Here is a 15,366-nt window from a genome sequence, read left to right as displayed (position 1 = left end):
CGGATCCCGAACGGGATCCGCCCCGGCCACCCCCAGCCCCGCCGGCGTTTGAGGCGCGGGGTCTGGGGCGGAGCCCCAGCGGCGGCCGCAGGGCCGCGTCAGCCACCCGGCCAGGCCGCCGCGATCCCCACCGGCCGGCAGAGCCACAGGAAGTCCCCCAGCCCCCCACGGGCCGTCAACTCCGCCGCCTCCCCCGCGGAGGCGAGCGCACGGACGTAGCCCGCCGGATCCGTGGACGCCAGCGCCAGCGGCGGCCGGGCCCCCGAGACCCCGAGGGCGCCCAGCGCCTCGCGCTGGGTCAGCAGCACCGACCCCGGCCCCGCGCACGCGTCGAGCGCCACGTGGGCCGTGACGTCGCAGCTGCCGTCGGGCACCGGCGGGACCTCCCGCCCCCCGCGGAAACCCGTCAGCGTGCCGTACGGCGGCCTCGTCTCCTTGGTGTGCCCGTAGTCCACCGCCACCGCCAGACCGCGTTCCACACCGGCCACCGCCGCCGCCCAGGCCTCGTCGCGGGCCCGGCCGATCTCCGCGCGGCCGCCGCCGGGCCACCACTCCTCCAGCCAGGCCCGGTCCGCGGCGTCCACCGGGCCGCCGGGGCTCTCCGTACCGTCCGGCGCGACCAGCACGTACCGCCCGTCCTCGGCGATGTCGAGGGGCACGTTGTCCAGCCACTCGTTGGCGAAGAGCAGCCCCGTCGTCCCCTCGGGCGGCGACGCCGCCCAGCGGATCCGCGGGTCCAGCCCCGCCGGCCGCTCCGCGCGCTCCACGGCGTACGGGCGCACCCGCGCGGCCACCTCCGCGGGCAGCGCGGCGAGCACCCCGGCCAGCAGCTCGGCCCGCCCGGCGCCCATGTCGACGAGGTCCAGGGCCGCCGGGTGCCCGAGCTCCGCGTCGACCCGCCGCAGCAGCCGGGCGACGGCGCCCGCGTACAGCCCGGAGGCGTGCACCGAGGTGCGGAAGTGTCCGGCGGGACCGGGCCCGCCCGGCCGGACGTAGAAGCCGTCCGGCCCGTACAGCGCGGCTTCCATCGCCCTGCGCCACCGCACCGGAGTCGTCTGTTCGTCCTGGCCGCTCATCCCACGAAGGTTATGCTCACCCTCCACCTTGCGGAGTACGCCCCCCGGGCGAGGTTGGAACCTCTGGTTGACTCCAGCACCTATCTCCGTTCCCTACTCTGGGTTACGTGCAGCGCCTCTACGACTTCCTCCGCAGACACCCGACGGGCGTCGACAGCTTCTGGGCTGTCCTCCTCTTCGGGGTCTCGATGCTGAACGTCGTGGCCGAGACCGGTGTCGGCGCCCCCATGAAGCTGGCCGCCGTCCCCGTGGTGGTCGCGCTGAGCACGGCCGTGGCGCTGCGGCGCAGGTGGACGCAGGCGATGTTCTGGCTCACCCTCGGGGCGGGCGTCTTCCAGCTCGCCGTGGGCGTCATCGCGGGGTTCTACGACGTCGCCATGTTCGTGATCCTCTTCACCGTCGCCGCGAGCGAGGTCCCGCGCTGGGTCTCCCGCACCGCGCTGGGCTGGGGCCTGGCCGCCGCGCCGCTCTACTTCCTGCGGCACGGCGTGGACAAGGGCACGAGCGACGTCGACAACGTCCTCTTCGCCATCTTCATGATCGTCCCCTTCGCCCTCGCCTGGGTGCTGGGCGATTCGCTGCGCACCCGGCGGGCCTACTACGCCCAGCTCATCGAGCGCAACCAGCGGCTGGAGAAGGAGCGGGAGGCCCAGGCCAAGGTGGCCGTGGCCGCCGAGCGCGCCCGGATCGCCCGCGAGCTGCACGACGTGGTCGCGCACAACGTCTCGGTGATGGTGGTGCAGGCGGACGGGGCGGCGTACGTCATGGACGTGGCGCCCGAGCAGGCCAAGGAGGCCCTCCAGACCATCTCCGGCACCGGCCGCCAGGCCCTCGCCGAGATGCGCCGGCTGCTGGGCGTCCTGCGCACCGGCGAACCGCAGGAGTCCGAGGACTACGTGCCCCAGCCGGACGTCGAGCAGATCGAGGTGCTGGTCGAGCAGGTGCGGGCGGCGGGGCTCTCGGTGGACTTCGAGGTCGAGGGCGCGCCCCGGCGGCTGCCCAGCGGCGTCGAGCTGACGGCGTACCGAATCGTGCAGGAGGCGCTGACCAACACGCGCAAGCACGGGGGGCCCGATGCGAGGGCGAGCGTCCGGCTGGTCTACTTCGACGACGGGCTCGGCCTGCTGGTCGAGGACGACGGGCGCGGAGCGGCACACGAGTTGTACGAGGACGGCGGCGCCGACGGCGCCGGGCACGGCCTGATCGGCATGCGCGAGCGGATCGGTATGGTCGGCGGAACCCTGGACACCGGGCCGCGGCCCGGCGGCGGCTTCCGGATCAGCGCCCTGCTGCCCCTGAAGAAGAGTTGAAGAGGACGAGGTAACGGATGTCCATCCGAGTGATGCTGGTCGACGACCAGGTGCTGCTGCGCACCGGCTTCCGCATGGTGCTCGCCGCCCAGCCGGACATGGAGGTCGTCGCCGAGGCCGGTGACGGCCTGGAGGCGCTGGAGGTGCTGCGGGCCACGAAGGTGGACGTGGTGCTGATGGACGTCCGCATGCCTCGGCTCGACGGGGTCGAGGCGACGCGGCGGATCTGTGAGCCCGAGGAGCACCCGAAGGTGATCATCCTGACCACCTTCGACCTGGACGAGTACGCGTTCTCCGGGCTGAAGGCGGGTGCCAGCGGCTTCATGCTGAAGGACGTGCCGCCGGCCGAGCTGCTGGCGGCGATCCGCTCGGTGCACAGCGGGGACGCGGTGGTCGCGCCGTCCACGACGCGGCGGCTGCTGGACCGTTTCGCCCCGATGCTGCCGACGACCACGCAGGAGCCGCAGAACAAGGAGATCGAGCGGCTGACGGAGCGCGAGCGCGAGGTCATGCTGCTGGTGGCCCAGGGCCTGTCGAACGGTGAGATCGCGGCGCGGCTGGTGCTCTCGGAGGCGACGGTGAAGACGCACGTGGGCCGCATCCTGACGAAGCTGAGCCTGCGCGACCGGGTGCAGGTGGTGGTCCTGGCGTACGAGACGGGCCTGGTGCGGGCGGGCGGCGGCGGGATCGGCTAGCTCCCGCCCCGGGCCGCCCGGCCCTAAGCCCCCGCCGTCCTGTCCGGTTCCGAGACCGGTTCCGAGACCGGTTCCGAGACCGGTTCCGAGACCGGTTCCGGAGCCGTCATCCACCGGTCCGGCCGGGCCGCGGCGCGCGAGGTGTGCGAGCGGGCGGCCTGGGCGCGCAGCAGCTCGGCGGCCTCGGCGGACGCCCGCAGCCGGGCGGTGACCGTGCCGTTCGCGCCGGTGTCCACATGGACGTCGGCCAGCCCGCGGGCCCGCTCCCAGGGGCCCTGGGTGAGCCGGACGCTCTGCACCTTGGCGTGCGGGACGATCTCCGTACGGCGGCACAGGCGGCCGTGCCGGGCGGCGAACACGTCCGGGGAGACGGCCAGGGCGTAGCCCTTCCACCACACCGGCACCACCCAGCGCGAACCGGCGCCCGGCGAGCCGCTGAACGCCAGCGCCGCCAGGTCCACGCCCGGCAGCACCCGGGCGATCACGGCGTGCGCCGCGGCCCGCGAGGCCACCGGGACCAGCACCTCGTTCTTCGAGCCCGCCACGGCCAGCTCCACCCGGACCCAGTCGCGCCGCCGCCACAGCAGCGGCTCCACGATCCGTACGGTCTGCACCCGGCCCGGCGGCACCGTCTCGTGCGCCCGGTCGAGCATCCCGTGGTCCAAGCGCAGCCCGTCCGGGGACTCGGCGACCCGCCAGTCGTACTCGGCGAGGAAGCGGCCCGCGCTGCCCGCCCAGACCGCGCCGAGCAGCGGGAGCAGGGTGACGACGGCCGCCCACGGGTTGGAGCTGAGCCACCACACGACCACCGGCGCGATGAGCCCGCCGGCCAGCGCCGACCAGACGCCCAGGCTCAGCAGCAGCGATACGACGAGGTCGCGCGGGCGTACGCGCAACAGCTCCCGGTCGGGGGCCTCGCCCAGGCGGACCGCCTCCTCGGGGGCGAAGCCCGCCGCCCGCGCCAGGAGCTCGGCGCGCAGGGACACGGCCTCCTTCTCGGCGAGGAAGGCCAGCTCGTCCTTGTCCTCGGTGCCTATGACGTCGAGACGCAGCTTCGCGACCCCCGCGACGCGGGCCAGCAGCGGGCGGGTCACGTCCACGGCCTGGATCCGGTCGAGCCGGATGTGCGCGGTGCGCCGGAAGAGCAGTCCGGTGCGGATGCGCAGCTCCGTGTCGGTCACCGAGTAGTACGTGACCCACCAGCTCAGGAACCCGTACAGGCTGAAGACGAGCACCAGGGCGGCCAGTGCCAGCAGCCGCAGCACGGCGGGCTGCTCCGCCATCCACTCCCGCGCCTTGTCGCCCTGCTGCAGCACGAGGCCGACGGTCGCCGCGATCGGCACCCACGCGCGGCGCAGCGGGGTGAGGGGGTGCAGCCGCCGCTCGCCCGTGGCGGGCGGGGCGGCGCCCGCCGGGTCGGCGGTCACAGGCCCGCCGACCTTGCCTGGCCGAGCTCGGTGAGCCGGTCGCGCAGCCGCTCCGCTTCGGCCGGGGCGAGCCCCGGGATCTTGGCGTCCGTGGCCGCGGCGGCCGTGTGCAGCTGTACGGAGGCCAGTCCGAAGCGGCGCTCCAGCGGGCCCGAGGTCACCTCGACCAGCTGCATCCGGCCGTACGGCACCACGGTCTGCTGCCGCCACAGCACGCCCTTGCCGATCAGCAGGTCGTCCGCCCGCTCGGCGTACCGCCAGGACCGCCAGTTCCGGCCGGTCAGCTCCCAGCCCCAGGCCAGTACGAGCAGCCAGACCACCCCCAGCAGGGCCCAGGCCGGGCCGATCAGCAGCCCCGCCACGACCGCCGTGGCCGCCGCCGGAACCCCCGTCCAGACCACCAGCAGCATGCGGCGCAGCCTCAGCAGCCCGCCCGGCAGCCCCACCCACTCGGGCCCCACCGTCTCACCCGCAGTCCCCGTTTCCATTCCTCAAGCGTAGGGCTGCGAGAATGCCGCCATGACGGAGACCACGGTCGGCATCGGCGGGGCGGCGGAGAGCACCGACATGGTGCTCAACATCGGCCCCCAGCACCCTTCCACGCACGGCGTGCTGCGCCTGCGGCTCGTCCTGGACGGCGAGCGGATCGTCAGCGCCGAGCCGGTGGTCGGCTACATGCACCGCGGCGCCGAGAAGCTCTTCGAAGCCCGCGACTACCGGCAGATCGTGATGCTCGCGAACCGCCACGACTGGCTGTCCGCGTTCTCGAACGAGCTCGGCGTGGTCATGGCGGTCGAGCGGATGCTCGGCATGGAGGTCCCCGAGCGGGCCGTGTGGATGCGGACCCTGCTCGCCGAGCTGAACCGGGTCCTCAACCACCTGATGTTCCTCGGCTCGTACCCCCTCGAACTGGGCGGGATCACCCCGATCTTCCACGCGTTCCGCGAGCGCGAGGAGCTCCAGGCCGTCATGGAGGAGATCTCCGGCGGCCGCATGCACTACATGTTCAACCGCGTCGGCGGCCTCAAGGAGGACCTCCCGGCCGGCTGGCTCGGCCGGGCCCGCGCGGCCATCGCCGACGTCCGCACCCGCATGGACGTCTACGACAAGCTGGTCCACGGCAACGAGATCTTCCGGGGCCGCACCCGCGGGGTGGGCGTGCTCTCCGCCGAGGCCGTGCACGCGTACGGGGTCTCCGGCCCCATCGCCCGGGCCTCCGGCGTCGACTTCGACCTGCGCCGCGACGAGCCCTACCTGGCCTACGGCGAGCTCCAGGACGTCCTCAAGGTGGTCACCCGCTCCGAGGGCGACTGCCTGGCCCGCTTCGAGGTCCTGCTGGACCAGACGCACAACGCGCTCGACCTCGCGGTGGCCTGCCTGGACCGGATGGCCGAGCTCCCGCCCGGTCCGGTGAACCAGCGCCTGCCCAAGGTCCTGAAGGCGCCCGAGGGCCATACGTACGCCTGGACCGAGAACCCGCTCGGCATCAACGGCTACTACCTCGTCTCGAAGGGGGAGAAGACCCCCTACCGGCTCAAGCTGCGCAGCGCCTCGTACAACAACATCCAGGCGCTGGCCGTGCTCCTGCCGGGGACGCTGGTCGCGGACATGGTGGCGATCCTGGGCTCACTGTTCTTCGTGGTCGGCGACATCGACAAGTAGCGCGTACCACAGCTTATTTGACGGGAAATCCAGGCATGTGACCCATAGGGTGATCACATGACTTCTGGCATATTCGACGCGTATCTGCGACGACTGGGCGTGTCCGACCCCGCCGCGCCCTCCGCCGAGGGGCTCTTCGCCCTCCAGCGCGCCCACCTGGAGCGCGTCCCGTACGAGAACATCGACATCCAGCTCGGCCGGCCGCCCGGCATCGGCCCCGAGCTGTCGGCGGGCCGTTTCGCCGCCGGGCGCGGGGGCTACTGCTTCCACCTCAACGGGGCCTTCGCCGCGCTCCTCGGGCACCTCGGCTACGACGTCACCCGGCACGTGGGCGGCGTCTACGAGGAGACCGGCGCGCAGGACGTCAACGGCAACCACCTCGCGCTGACCGTGCGCGTCGGCGGCGAGGCGTACCTGGTCGACGTGGGGCTCGGCGACGGCCCCCACGAGCCGCTGCCGCTGCGCGAGGGCGCGTACGAGCAGGGCGCCTTCTCCTACCGGCTGGAACGGCTGGCCGGCCCGCTGGAGGGCTGGACCTACCACAACCCGGGCAGCCCCTTCCCCCAGATGAACTTCCGCTCCGCCGCGGCCGGCATGGACGCGTTCGAGGCCGAGCACCTGCGGCTGTCCACCGCCGAGGACTCCTCCTTCGTGCGCACCCTGGCCCTGCTGCGGCGGGACGCCGAGTCCATCGACATCATGCGCGGGCGGATCCTGACCCGCATCGATCCGGCCAAGGGGCCGAGCGACCGGGAGTTGACCACCGAGGAGGAGTTCTACGAGGTCATCGCCACCGTCTTCGGGCGGGAGCTGGACGACTTGGCGCCGGCGGACCGGGCTGCCCTGTGGGACCGGGTGTGCCGGGCCCACGAGGCGTGGCTGGCGGCTCAGCGGGGCTGATGTCGGTGCGGCAGGGCAGACTTGGGGCCATGTCCTCTTCCCCCCGGCGGGCCTGCCCTGCCTGCGGCCGCGACTGCGCCGTCACCGGAGGCCGGATCGCCCGCCACGATCCGCCCGACGGGCGGCGGCGCGCCGACCTGGTCTCCTGCCCCGGCTCCCGGGCCCGGGTGGTGCTCGGCGCCTCGGCTCCCACTCTGGACGGCTTCGTCCTCGGGCCGCATGCGGGGCAGTTGCCGCTGTTCTGAGTACGGATGGCCGTGCGGGCCGCGCACCCGCGCGGATCAGGAGATCGCGGTGCGCAGCCGGGCCACGTCGATCGGCTCGGTCTCGTCGTGCGCCGTCAGGTCGATGACCTGGCCCGCCGCGGGCGCCTCGTCCGGCGCCGCCGCTTCGGCGGCCGAGGGCTCCGCTCCGGCTTCGGGCGCGGCCGCCTCGGCTCCGGGCGCCGCCGCCTCGGCCTCCGGGGTCCGCGCCGACTCCGCCTCGTGGACCGCGAGGGCCTCCGCGCCGACCACGTCGGCCAGGTCCTCGTTCTGGACCGCCTCGATCGCCGCGCGGGCCTGCGCCGCGTTCTTGGTGCCGAAGAAGTCGAAGCCGCCCTCGGTGCGGGAGGCGGTCCGCCGCTGCGCCGCGTACGGGGCCACCGCCGCGGCCGGCCGGCGGGCCGGGACCGAGGCGGCGGGAGCCGGGGCCGAGGGGGCCGCGGGGAGTTCCCGCGTCCGCCCCTTGCGGGCCAGCGCGCTCAGCGCCGCGTGGGCCCGGGCGTAGCCGACCGCGGTGGGCGCGCCCGCCGGGGTGCGCTCCTCGGATCCCGCGGTGAGTTCCCTGGGCGCCGCGGCCGAGCCCGCGGTGGCCTCGATGGCCAGCAGCCGGCGGCCCTCCAGGGCGCTCGCGCGCTCGGTCTCGGCGGTCGCGTACCGGCGCAGCAGCGCCGCGTGCTCGCCGCGCAGACCGGCCAGTTCGACGCGCTTGGCGCGCAGTTTGGCGTCCAGCCTGGAGCGCAGCATCCGGGCCTCTTCGAGATCGGATTCGAGCTCGGCTATCCGCTCGTCCGTCTTCCACTCGTCCTTGACCCGCTCGCGCGCCAGCTCCGCGACCCGGCGGCCCGCCGAGCGGTCCCAGGCGCGCATCACGACGGCGCCCGCGACCCCGGCGGCGGCCGTCAGGGCCACGAGCAGCCTCAGGGCCACGGGTTCCGCGAGCAGCCAGGCCGCGCCGGCACTGGCGAGGGACACACCGGCGACGGCCGTCGGCGTGAGCAGCCGGTGCAGAGGTTCGGGATTGCGGTGGCGTCCACGGGGCATGGCCTGAAATTTACAGGGCGTAGAGGCCATGTGGGGTACCCGCCCGGCAATCTCTTGCCGGGCAGTTGACCCGCAATTCTCCATCAACCCGGTAACTGCTACTTATCGAGCAGGCCCTTGGACTCCAGATAGGCCTTCGCCACGTCCGCCGGCTTGGCGCGCTCGGCGTCCACCTTGCGGTTCAGGTCGACCAGGTCGGCCGTCGTCAGCGCCCGGGTCAGCTTGTCCAGCGCGGCCGCGACCTCGGGGGCGCCCGCGTCCTTGGCGTTGACCACGGGCAGCACGTTGTCGGCGTTCTGGAGCTTCTTGTCGTCCTCGAGCAGGACCAGGCCGTAGCTGTCGAGCGTGGCGTCGGTGGTGGTGGTGAGCACCAGCTGGTCGGTGCCGTCCTTCACCGCCTGCTTGGCCTGCGGGGTGCCGACGCCCTTGGGGTCAATACCGGAAACCTGGATTCCGTACGTCTTCGTCAACCCCGGTGCGCAGAAGGGGCGGACGGCGCATTCGTCACCCGCCGCGATCTTCACCTTCAGTCCGGACTTTCCAAGATCGGAAAGCGACTTCAGGTTGTTCTTCTCGGCGAATTCCCTGGTCACCGCGAAGGCGTTCTGGTCCACCGCCGCACCGGCGGGCAGCGCCTTCAGGCCGAGCGGGGCCGCGAGCTTCTCGAGGGCCGCCACCGTCGCCGCGACGTCGCTCGACGCGACCGGCTTCTCCTCGGCCGCCTTGGGGCCGTTCACCTTGGCGTTCAGGAACTCGGCGAGAGTGGCCGCGTACTCGGGGACGACGTCGATCTCGCCCTTCTCCAGCGACGGTTCGTACAGCTCGCGGTTGTTCACCGTCTTGATCGACGTGCTGTAGCCCGCGTCCTTGAGGACCTGGGCGTACAGCTCCGCCAGCACGTTGGACTCGGTGAACCCGGCCGCACCGATCACCAGGGCGCCCTTGCCTCCCCCGGCGGACGCGGAGGCCGAGCCGCCGTCCTTGCTCTTCTCCAGGCTGTCGCCGCCGCACGCGGCCAGCGACACGGTCAGGGCGAGGGCGCCCAGGGACGCGCCGAGTACGCGCGTGGTCTTGCTCATGGAGGTACTCCGTTCGAGGCGGGGAAAGGGGATCAGCGGGACGCCGCGCCCGCCGGCCGCAGCAGCCGGTCCGCGGCCACCAGGGCGCCCTCCACCAGCAGGGCCAGGGCCGCCACCAGCAGGGCGCCGGCGACGACCTGCGCGGTGTTGTACGTGTTGAATCCGGCGGTGATGATCCGGCCGAGACCGCCCTGGCCGACCATCGCCGCGATCGTGGCCGTGGCGATGACCTGGACGGCGCCCGAGCGCAGGCCCGTCATCACCAGACCCCGGGCGAGCGGCAGCTCCACCCGGAGGAACAGCTGGCCGCCGGACATGCCCATGCCCCGGGCGGCCTCTACCACCGACCGGTCCACCTCGCGCATGCCCACGTACGCGTTCGTCAGCAGCGGCGGAACGGCGAACAGCACGAGCGCGGCGATCGTGGGCAGATAGCCCGCGTTGCGCAGCGGGGAGACCATGAACAGGGCCAGCACCGCGAAGACGGGCACGGCGCGGCCGACGTTGGAGACGTTGACGGCGAGGGCGCCGCCCTTGCCGAGGTGGCCCAGGTACAGGCCGACGGGCAGAGCCAGCGCGCAGGCGATCGCCAGCGCGATCCCGCTCACGTAGACGTGCTCGCCCAGCCGGTGCCAGACGCCGCTCTCCCCCGACCAGTTGGTCCCGTCGGCCAGCCAGTCCCAGGCCCCTCCCAGTACGCCCATCTCCTCAGGCCTCCTTCGGGGACCGGGCCGCACGGGCGCCGCGAGGGGCACGGGTGGTACGGGTCCACGGCGTGAGCAGCCGCTGCACGCCGAGCAGCAGCAGATCGGCCACGAGCGCGAGCAGCACGCACAGCACCGAGGCGGTGAGCACCTGGGCCTTGAAGGAGCTGTTGACGGCCGGGGCGATGAGGTTGCCGAGCCCGCCCTTGCCGACGATGGAGCCCACCGTGGTCAGCGCGACCGTGGAGACGGTGGCGATCCGCACCCCGGCCAGCAGTGCGGGCAGCGCCAGGGGCAGTTCGACCTGCCACAGCAGCCGCCCGGGGCCGTACCCCATGCCGCGCGCGGCCTCCCGCACCTCCTCGGGAACGGCTTCCAGCCCGGCCAGCACGTTGCGGACCAGGATGGTCAGCGAGTACAGCACGAGGCCGGTCACCACGAGCGCCGCCGAGAGCCCGAACGCGGGCAGCAGCAGGGAGAACATGGCGAGCGACGGGATCGTGTAGAGCAGGGTGGTGAAGGCGAGCACGGGCGCCGCCCAGCGCCGGCCGCGGCGGGCCAGCAGGGCGAGCGGAACGGACACGGCGATGCCGATCACGACCGACACGCCCGTGATCCAGATGTGCTCGAGGGTGGCGTCGGTGAGCTCCTGGGAGCGGGAGGACACGTACTCCCAGCAGATCCAGTCGTTCGCCACCAGGCAGTTCTGCCCCGCCATGCCCCACCCCCCGTCACCGACGCGCGTACGAGAACGACCCTAACCCCAGGTACCCGCAATGGCCTGAACCCTTCGCACCCGCGTAACACTCTCCTCATAAATCCTTCGCCCGTCAGGGCGCGCGCGTAGGGAAGGATGGGGATGTGATCCGATTCGAGCACGTGACCAAGCGCTACCCCGACGGGACGACGGCCGTCGACGACCTGTCCTTCGAAGTGGCGGAGGGCGAGCTGGTCACGCTCGTGGGACCGTCCGGCTGCGGCAAGACCACCACGATGAAGATGGTCAACCGGCTCATCGAGCCGACCTCCGGCCGGATCCTGCTCGGCGGCGAGGACATCTCCGCCGCCGATCCGGTCGAGCTGCGCCGCCGGATCGGCTACGTCATCCAGCAGGTCGGGCTCTTCCCGCACAAGACGGTGCTGGAGAACACGGCGACCGTGCCCCAGCTCATCGGCACCCCCAAGGCCAAGGCCCGCGCACGGGCGGCCGAGCTGCTCGAACTGGTGGGCCTGGACCCGGCCGTGTACGGGGGCCGGTACCCGCAGCAGCTGTCGGGCGGGCAGCGCCAGCGCGTCGGCGTGGCCCGCGCGCTCGCCGCCGATCCGCCCGTGCTGCTGATGGACGAGCCGTTCGGGGCGGTGGACCCGGTGGTGCGCGAGCGGCTGCAGAACGAGTTCCTGACCCTGCAGAAGTCGGTGCGCAAGACGATCCTGCTGGTCACCCACGACCTGGAGGAGGCGATCCGGCTCGGCGACCGCATAGCGGTATACGGGGCGGGCACCATCGAGCAGTTCGCCAGCCCGGCGGCGGTGCTCGCCGCGCCGGCCACCGACTACGTGGCCTCCTTCGTCGGCTCCGACCGGGGGCTCAAGCGGCTCGCGGTCACCGCGGTCGGACCGGGCGACCTCGCGGCGGCCGAGGCCGGGTCCCCGGCCCCCGCCGCGGCCGTGGAGCTGGGGGCGAGCCTGCGCGAGGCGCTCGCCGCCCTGCTGCAGGAGGACTCGGGCCGGATCGGGGTCACGGACCCGGACTCCGGAGAACTGGTCGGCGTACTGACCCCGGAGGGCGTCCACCGGGCGCTGCGCCGGGCCCAGTTGCTGGAGGCGTGACAAAGGGGAAGGGCCCGACCGGAGTCGGGCCCTTCCCCTCTGCCCCCCGCACGCGTACGGCCGTCAGGCCTGGATGCGCTCGCTCATCCACATCAGCATCGGCGGGATCTCGCGGCGCCACGTGTTGAAGTTGTGGCCGCCGCTGTCGAGGATGATCGAGGAGACCCGGTCCGGGCCCTTGACCATCTTGATGAACTTCTTGGTGTCGGCGAGGTTCGGCTCCCCGATCTCGCTGCTGGTGACCAGGAAGGACGTACCGCTCGGCTTCTTGTTCTGGATGCTCTCCAGGACGTTCGCCCGCTGCTTCAGCTTGGCGTCCCCGTGGAACAGGTCGCCGGTCGTCGGGTCGTCGGGGGCGTCGTAGTACGCCGACAGGCCCGCGGCGGCGCCGAAGGTCTGCGGGTAGTGCGCGGCGATCTTCAGGGCGCAGTAACCCCCGGTGGAATTGCCGATGAAGCCCATGTTGCCGGGCTCCTTGCCCACCCGGAAGGTGTCCTGGATGGCCTGCGGCAGGTCCTCGCCGAAGAAGGTCTCCGTCTGCGGTCCGCCGGGTATGTCCACGCACTCGGTGTCACGCGGCGGTGCGATCGTCGGCCGCAGCATGACCAGGATCATCGGCTTCATCTTGCCCGCCTTGGACAGGCTGAAGGCCTTCATCGGGTAGTCGAGCCCTTTGATCAGGTTCTCGGCGGTGCCCGGGTAGCCCGTCAGGACGATCGACGCGGGGAAGTTCTGGTCCTTGTGCTGTGGCTGGAAGTACTCCGGCGGGAGCCAGACGTAGCCGGGGCTCGTTATCTTCGACTTCTGCCCGGATATGGCAACCTTCAGGATCTGTCCGCCGACCTGGGGCTTGGCACCGCCCGGCACGTCCAGCTTCTGCTTGTCGACGACCTTGATGTCCTTGGAGCTCATCGAGTGGTCGACGACCTTGCCCATGGACGTCTCCTGGCCGAACAGGTCGGCCCAGGAACCGTAGAAGAGGAACGACTTGTTCGCCGCGAGACCGACAGCCGAGAAGAGCGCCAGCTGGGTCGCCAGCAGGAGTCCGATCCGGCCGGCGAACGCGCGCCAGGTGCGGTTCGAGAGCTTCGGCCAGAACCAGACCGTGGCGGCGAACAGCAGCACACCGGCGAGGACGGCCAGCGCCAGAACCGTATTACTGGTGAGACCCATGAGCAGTCAGTCGACTTTCTGATGGCAGGACTGGAAATTTCCGACGGAAGAGTGAACCCGCTCCCCGTCGATGTCGTCCTAATGGACGCACCACACCCGGAGGCTGTCGCGGCCTTCGGCCACATGATCTCTCGCGGAGCAACGGGAAGCGATGTCTAGCAGGATAGATGGCGATAAGTCCGGACAGGTTCCGAAGCGGGTCCGCCGAATCCTCCGCGGGCCACGACCGGAGGCCGTGCCCGGCCTCGTAGGTACGGCCGTCATGATCGTCGGCCTTCTGGACATCGCGGCGGGCGTCTTCCCGCGGTTCCGGCACAGCCGGATCCACGCCGTCACCGAGGTGCTGCCCGGTTCCCTGGGCCCCTTCGCCGCCGCCCTGTCCATCAGCGCGGGCGTCCTGCTCCTGCTGCTCGCCCACGGCCTCAAGCGCCACAAGCGGCGGGCCTGGCGGGCCGCCGTGGTCCTGCTGCCCGCGGGCGCCGCGGCGCAGTTCACGTACCGGCACTCGGTCATCGGCGTGATCATCGCAGCGGTGCTCCTCGCCCTGCTCCTGCGCCACCAGAGCGAATTCAAGGCCCTGCCCGACCCGCGCAGCCGCTGGAAGGCGCTCGCGAACTTCGTGCTGATGAGCGCCGGCTCCATCGGGCTCGGCCTGGTCATCGTGAACGTCCACCCGGGCAAGGTCGTCGGCAACCCCGGCCTCTACGAGCAGATCAAGCACGTGGTCTTCGGGCTCTTCGGCTTCGAGGGCCCCGTGGACTACGCCGGACGGGTGTCCTGGACCGTCGGGTACTCCCTCGGCGCCCTCGGCATGCTGACCGCGCTCACCACCATCTACCTGGCCTTCCGCCCCGAGCACCCGGCCGCCCGGCTCACCGAGGACGACGAGGGCAAGCTGCGCGAGCTCCTCACCAAGCACGGCGGCCGCGACTCGCTGGGCCACTTCGCGCTCCGCCGCGACAAGGCCGTCGTCTTCTCCCCCAGCGGCAAGGCCGCCGTCACCTACCGCGTCGTCTCCGGCGTGATGCTCGCCTCCGGCGACCCCATCGGCGACGTCGAGGCCTGGCCCGGCGCCATCGAGCGGTTCATGGAGGAGGCCAAGGCCCACTCCTGGACCCCGGCCGTCATGGGATGCAGCGAGACCGGCGGCGAGGTCTGGACCCGTGAGACCGGCCTGGACGCGCTGGAGCTGGGTGACGAGGCGATTGTCGATGTCAAAGACTTCTCCCTCTCGGGCCGAGCCATGCGCAATGTCCGCCAGATGGTGAAGCGCATCGAGCGCAACGGCTACACCACCAAGGTCCGCCGGGTCAGCGAGCTCACCGAGACCGAGCTCGAGCAGGTGCGCGGCGCCGCCGAGGCCTGGCGCGGCACCGACACCGAGCGGGGCTTCTCCATGGCCCTGGGCCGGGTCGGCGACCCGGGTGACGGCGACTGCTTCATCGCCACCGCCCACCGCGTCGAGGAGGACGACACCAGCCCCTTCGGCGACCTCAAGGCCATCCAGCACTTCGTGCCGTGGGGCAAGGACGGCATGTCCCTGGAGCTCATGCGGCGCGACCGCGGGGCGGACCCCGGCATGAACGAGCTGCTGATCGTCGCCTCCCTGGAGGCGGCCCCGGCCCTCGGCATCGAGAAGGTCTCCCTGAACTTCGCGATGTTCCGCTCGGCCCTGGCCCGCGGCGAGAAGATCGGCGCCGGCCCGGTGCTGCGGATGTGGCGCAACCTGCTGGTCTTCCTGTCCCGCTGGTTCCAGATCGAGTCGCTGTACAAGTTCAACGCGAAGTTCCGCCCCCGCTGGGAGCCCCGCTTCGTGGTCTTCCGCACCACCCGCGACCTGCCCCGCATCGGCTTCGCCGCCATGCAGGCCGAGGGCTTCGTCACGCTGGCCCTCCCCCGCCTGTTCGCCAGCCGCCGCCGCCCCAAGCCGGTCCGCACCTGCGCCCACCACCACATGAAGGCCGTCGCCAAACAACCGGACCGAGAAGTCCAGGCAGCCTGACCCCACCCCCAGCCCCGCCGGCGCTTGAGGCGCTGGGGGTCCCCCCGGACGGAGTCTGGGGGAGGGCCCGGGGCGGAGCCCCACCCCCAGCCCCGCCGGCGCTTGAAGCGCTGGGGGTCCCCCCGGACGGAGTCTGGGGGAGGGCCCGGGGCGGAGCCCCACCCCCAGCCCCGCCGGCGCTTGAAGCGCTGGGGGTCCCCCCGG

The 15,366-nt window shown here is 72.4% G+C and carries 15 protein-coding genes; 7 read left to right on the top strand and 8 right to left on the bottom strand.

Annotated elements, in window-relative coordinates; genetic code table 11:
- Positions 1-98: 98 nt before the first annotated feature.
- A complete protein-coding gene (locus AB0D66_RS25065) occupies positions 99-1,076 on the bottom strand; it encodes an SAM-dependent methyltransferase (protein WP_362307620.1) in 978 nt (325 codons plus the stop codon).
- A gap of 107 nt (positions 1,077-1,183) precedes the next feature.
- On the opposite strand from AB0D66_RS25065, the gene AB0D66_RS25060 reads away from it, so the two are divergent.
- Positions 1,184-2,386: a sensor histidine kinase gene (locus AB0D66_RS25060; RefSeq protein WP_362307617.1), complete on the top strand. Its 1,203-nt coding sequence runs from the start codon at positions 1,184-1,186 to the stop codon at positions 2,384-2,386.
- Positions 2,387-2,403: 17 nt separating this feature from the next.
- Complete coding sequence (locus AB0D66_RS25055; RefSeq protein WP_069920799.1) at positions 2,404-3,081, top strand: response regulator transcription factor; 678 nt, start codon at positions 2,404-2,406, stop codon at positions 3,079-3,081.
- A gap of 23 nt (positions 3,082-3,104) precedes the next feature.
- Here the strand turns inward: AB0D66_RS25055 and AB0D66_RS25050 are convergent, their stop codons facing one another.
- Positions 3,105-4,508 (bottom strand): PH domain-containing protein, encoded by a 1,404-nt coding sequence (locus tag AB0D66_RS25050; RefSeq protein WP_362307612.1) that lies wholly within the window; start codon positions 4,506-4,508, stop codon positions 3,105-3,107.
- Positions 4,505-4,996, bottom strand: coding sequence for a PH domain-containing protein (locus tag AB0D66_RS25045; protein WP_362307609.1), 492 nt, complete (start codon positions 4,994-4,996; stop codon positions 4,505-4,507). The genes AB0D66_RS25050 and AB0D66_RS25045 overlap by 4 nt, the downstream gene beginning before the upstream one ends.
- Positions 4,997-5,027: 31 nt before the next feature.
- Between AB0D66_RS25045 and AB0D66_RS25040 the strand changes: the two genes are divergently transcribed.
- The 3 genes from AB0D66_RS25040 to AB0D66_RS25030 are packed head-to-tail and all read left to right on the top strand — an operon-like array spanning position 5,028 to position 7,315.
- Positions 5,028-6,170 (top strand): NADH-quinone oxidoreductase subunit D, encoded by a 1,143-nt coding sequence (locus AB0D66_RS25040; protein ID WP_362307606.1) that lies wholly within the window; start codon positions 5,028-5,030, stop codon positions 6,168-6,170.
- Positions 6,171-6,227: 57 nt separating this feature from the next.
- Positions 6,228-7,070 carry an arylamine N-acetyltransferase gene (locus AB0D66_RS25035; RefSeq protein ID WP_362307603.1) on the top strand — a complete coding sequence of 281 codons (843 nt, stop codon included), beginning with the start codon at positions 6,228-6,230 and terminating at the stop codon, positions 7,068-7,070.
- A gap of 29 nt (positions 7,071-7,099) precedes the next feature.
- The gene (locus AB0D66_RS25030) at positions 7,100-7,315 is read left to right on the top strand and encodes a hypothetical protein (protein WP_362307600.1); all 216 of its coding nucleotides are present in this window, start codon (positions 7,100-7,102) and stop codon (positions 7,313-7,315) included.
- 36 nt (positions 7,316-7,351) lie between these two features.
- Here the strand turns inward: AB0D66_RS25030 and AB0D66_RS25025 are convergent, their stop codons facing one another.
- From AB0D66_RS25025 to AB0D66_RS25010, 4 genes are all read right to left on the bottom strand, one after another.
- Positions 7,352-8,374 carry a hypothetical protein gene (locus tag AB0D66_RS25025; RefSeq protein ID WP_362307597.1) on the bottom strand — a complete coding sequence of 341 codons (1,023 nt, stop codon included), beginning with the start codon at positions 8,372-8,374 and terminating at the stop codon, positions 7,352-7,354.
- 98 nt (positions 8,375-8,472) lie between these two features.
- On the bottom strand, positions 8,473-9,453 hold the full coding sequence (locus tag AB0D66_RS25020; RefSeq protein ID WP_362307594.1) for an ABC transporter substrate-binding protein: 981 nt from the start codon (positions 9,451-9,453) through the stop codon (positions 8,473-8,475).
- Positions 9,454-9,485: 32 nt separating this feature from the next.
- The gene (locus tag AB0D66_RS25015) at positions 9,486-10,157 is read right to left on the bottom strand and encodes an ABC transporter permease (RefSeq protein WP_362307591.1); all 672 of its coding nucleotides are present in this window, start codon (positions 10,155-10,157) and stop codon (positions 9,486-9,488) included.
- A 4-nt stretch (positions 10,158-10,161) separates the two neighbouring features.
- Positions 10,162-10,875: an ABC transporter permease gene (locus tag AB0D66_RS25010; RefSeq protein ID WP_362307588.1), complete on the bottom strand. Its 714-nt coding sequence runs from the start codon at positions 10,873-10,875 to the stop codon at positions 10,162-10,164.
- Positions 10,876-11,018: 143 nt separating this feature from the next.
- On the opposite strand from AB0D66_RS25010, the gene AB0D66_RS25005 reads away from it, so the two are divergent.
- A complete protein-coding gene (locus AB0D66_RS25005; RefSeq protein WP_362307584.1) occupies positions 11,019-11,987 on the top strand; it encodes an ATP-binding cassette domain-containing protein in 969 nt (322 codons plus the stop codon).
- 63 nt (positions 11,988-12,050) lie between these two features.
- Here the strand turns inward: AB0D66_RS25005 and AB0D66_RS25000 are convergent, their stop codons facing one another.
- On the bottom strand, positions 12,051-13,160 hold the full coding sequence (locus tag AB0D66_RS25000) for an alpha/beta hydrolase-fold protein (protein WP_362307581.1): 1,110 nt from the start codon (positions 13,158-13,160) through the stop codon (positions 12,051-12,053).
- 151 nt (positions 13,161-13,311) lie between these two features.
- Between AB0D66_RS25000 and AB0D66_RS24995 the strand changes: the two genes are divergently transcribed.
- On the top strand, positions 13,312-15,162 hold the full coding sequence (locus tag AB0D66_RS24995) for a phosphatidylglycerol lysyltransferase domain-containing protein (RefSeq protein ID WP_362307578.1): 1,851 nt from the start codon (positions 13,312-13,314) through the stop codon (positions 15,160-15,162).
- Positions 15,163-15,366: the final 204 nt, after the last annotated feature.

This window comes from Streptomyces sp. NPDC048270, from assembly GCF_040652335.1.
Lineage (GTDB): Bacteria > Actinomycetota > Actinomycetes > Streptomycetales > Streptomycetaceae > Streptomyces.
This window is presented reverse-complemented; position numbering and strand designations above follow the sequence as displayed.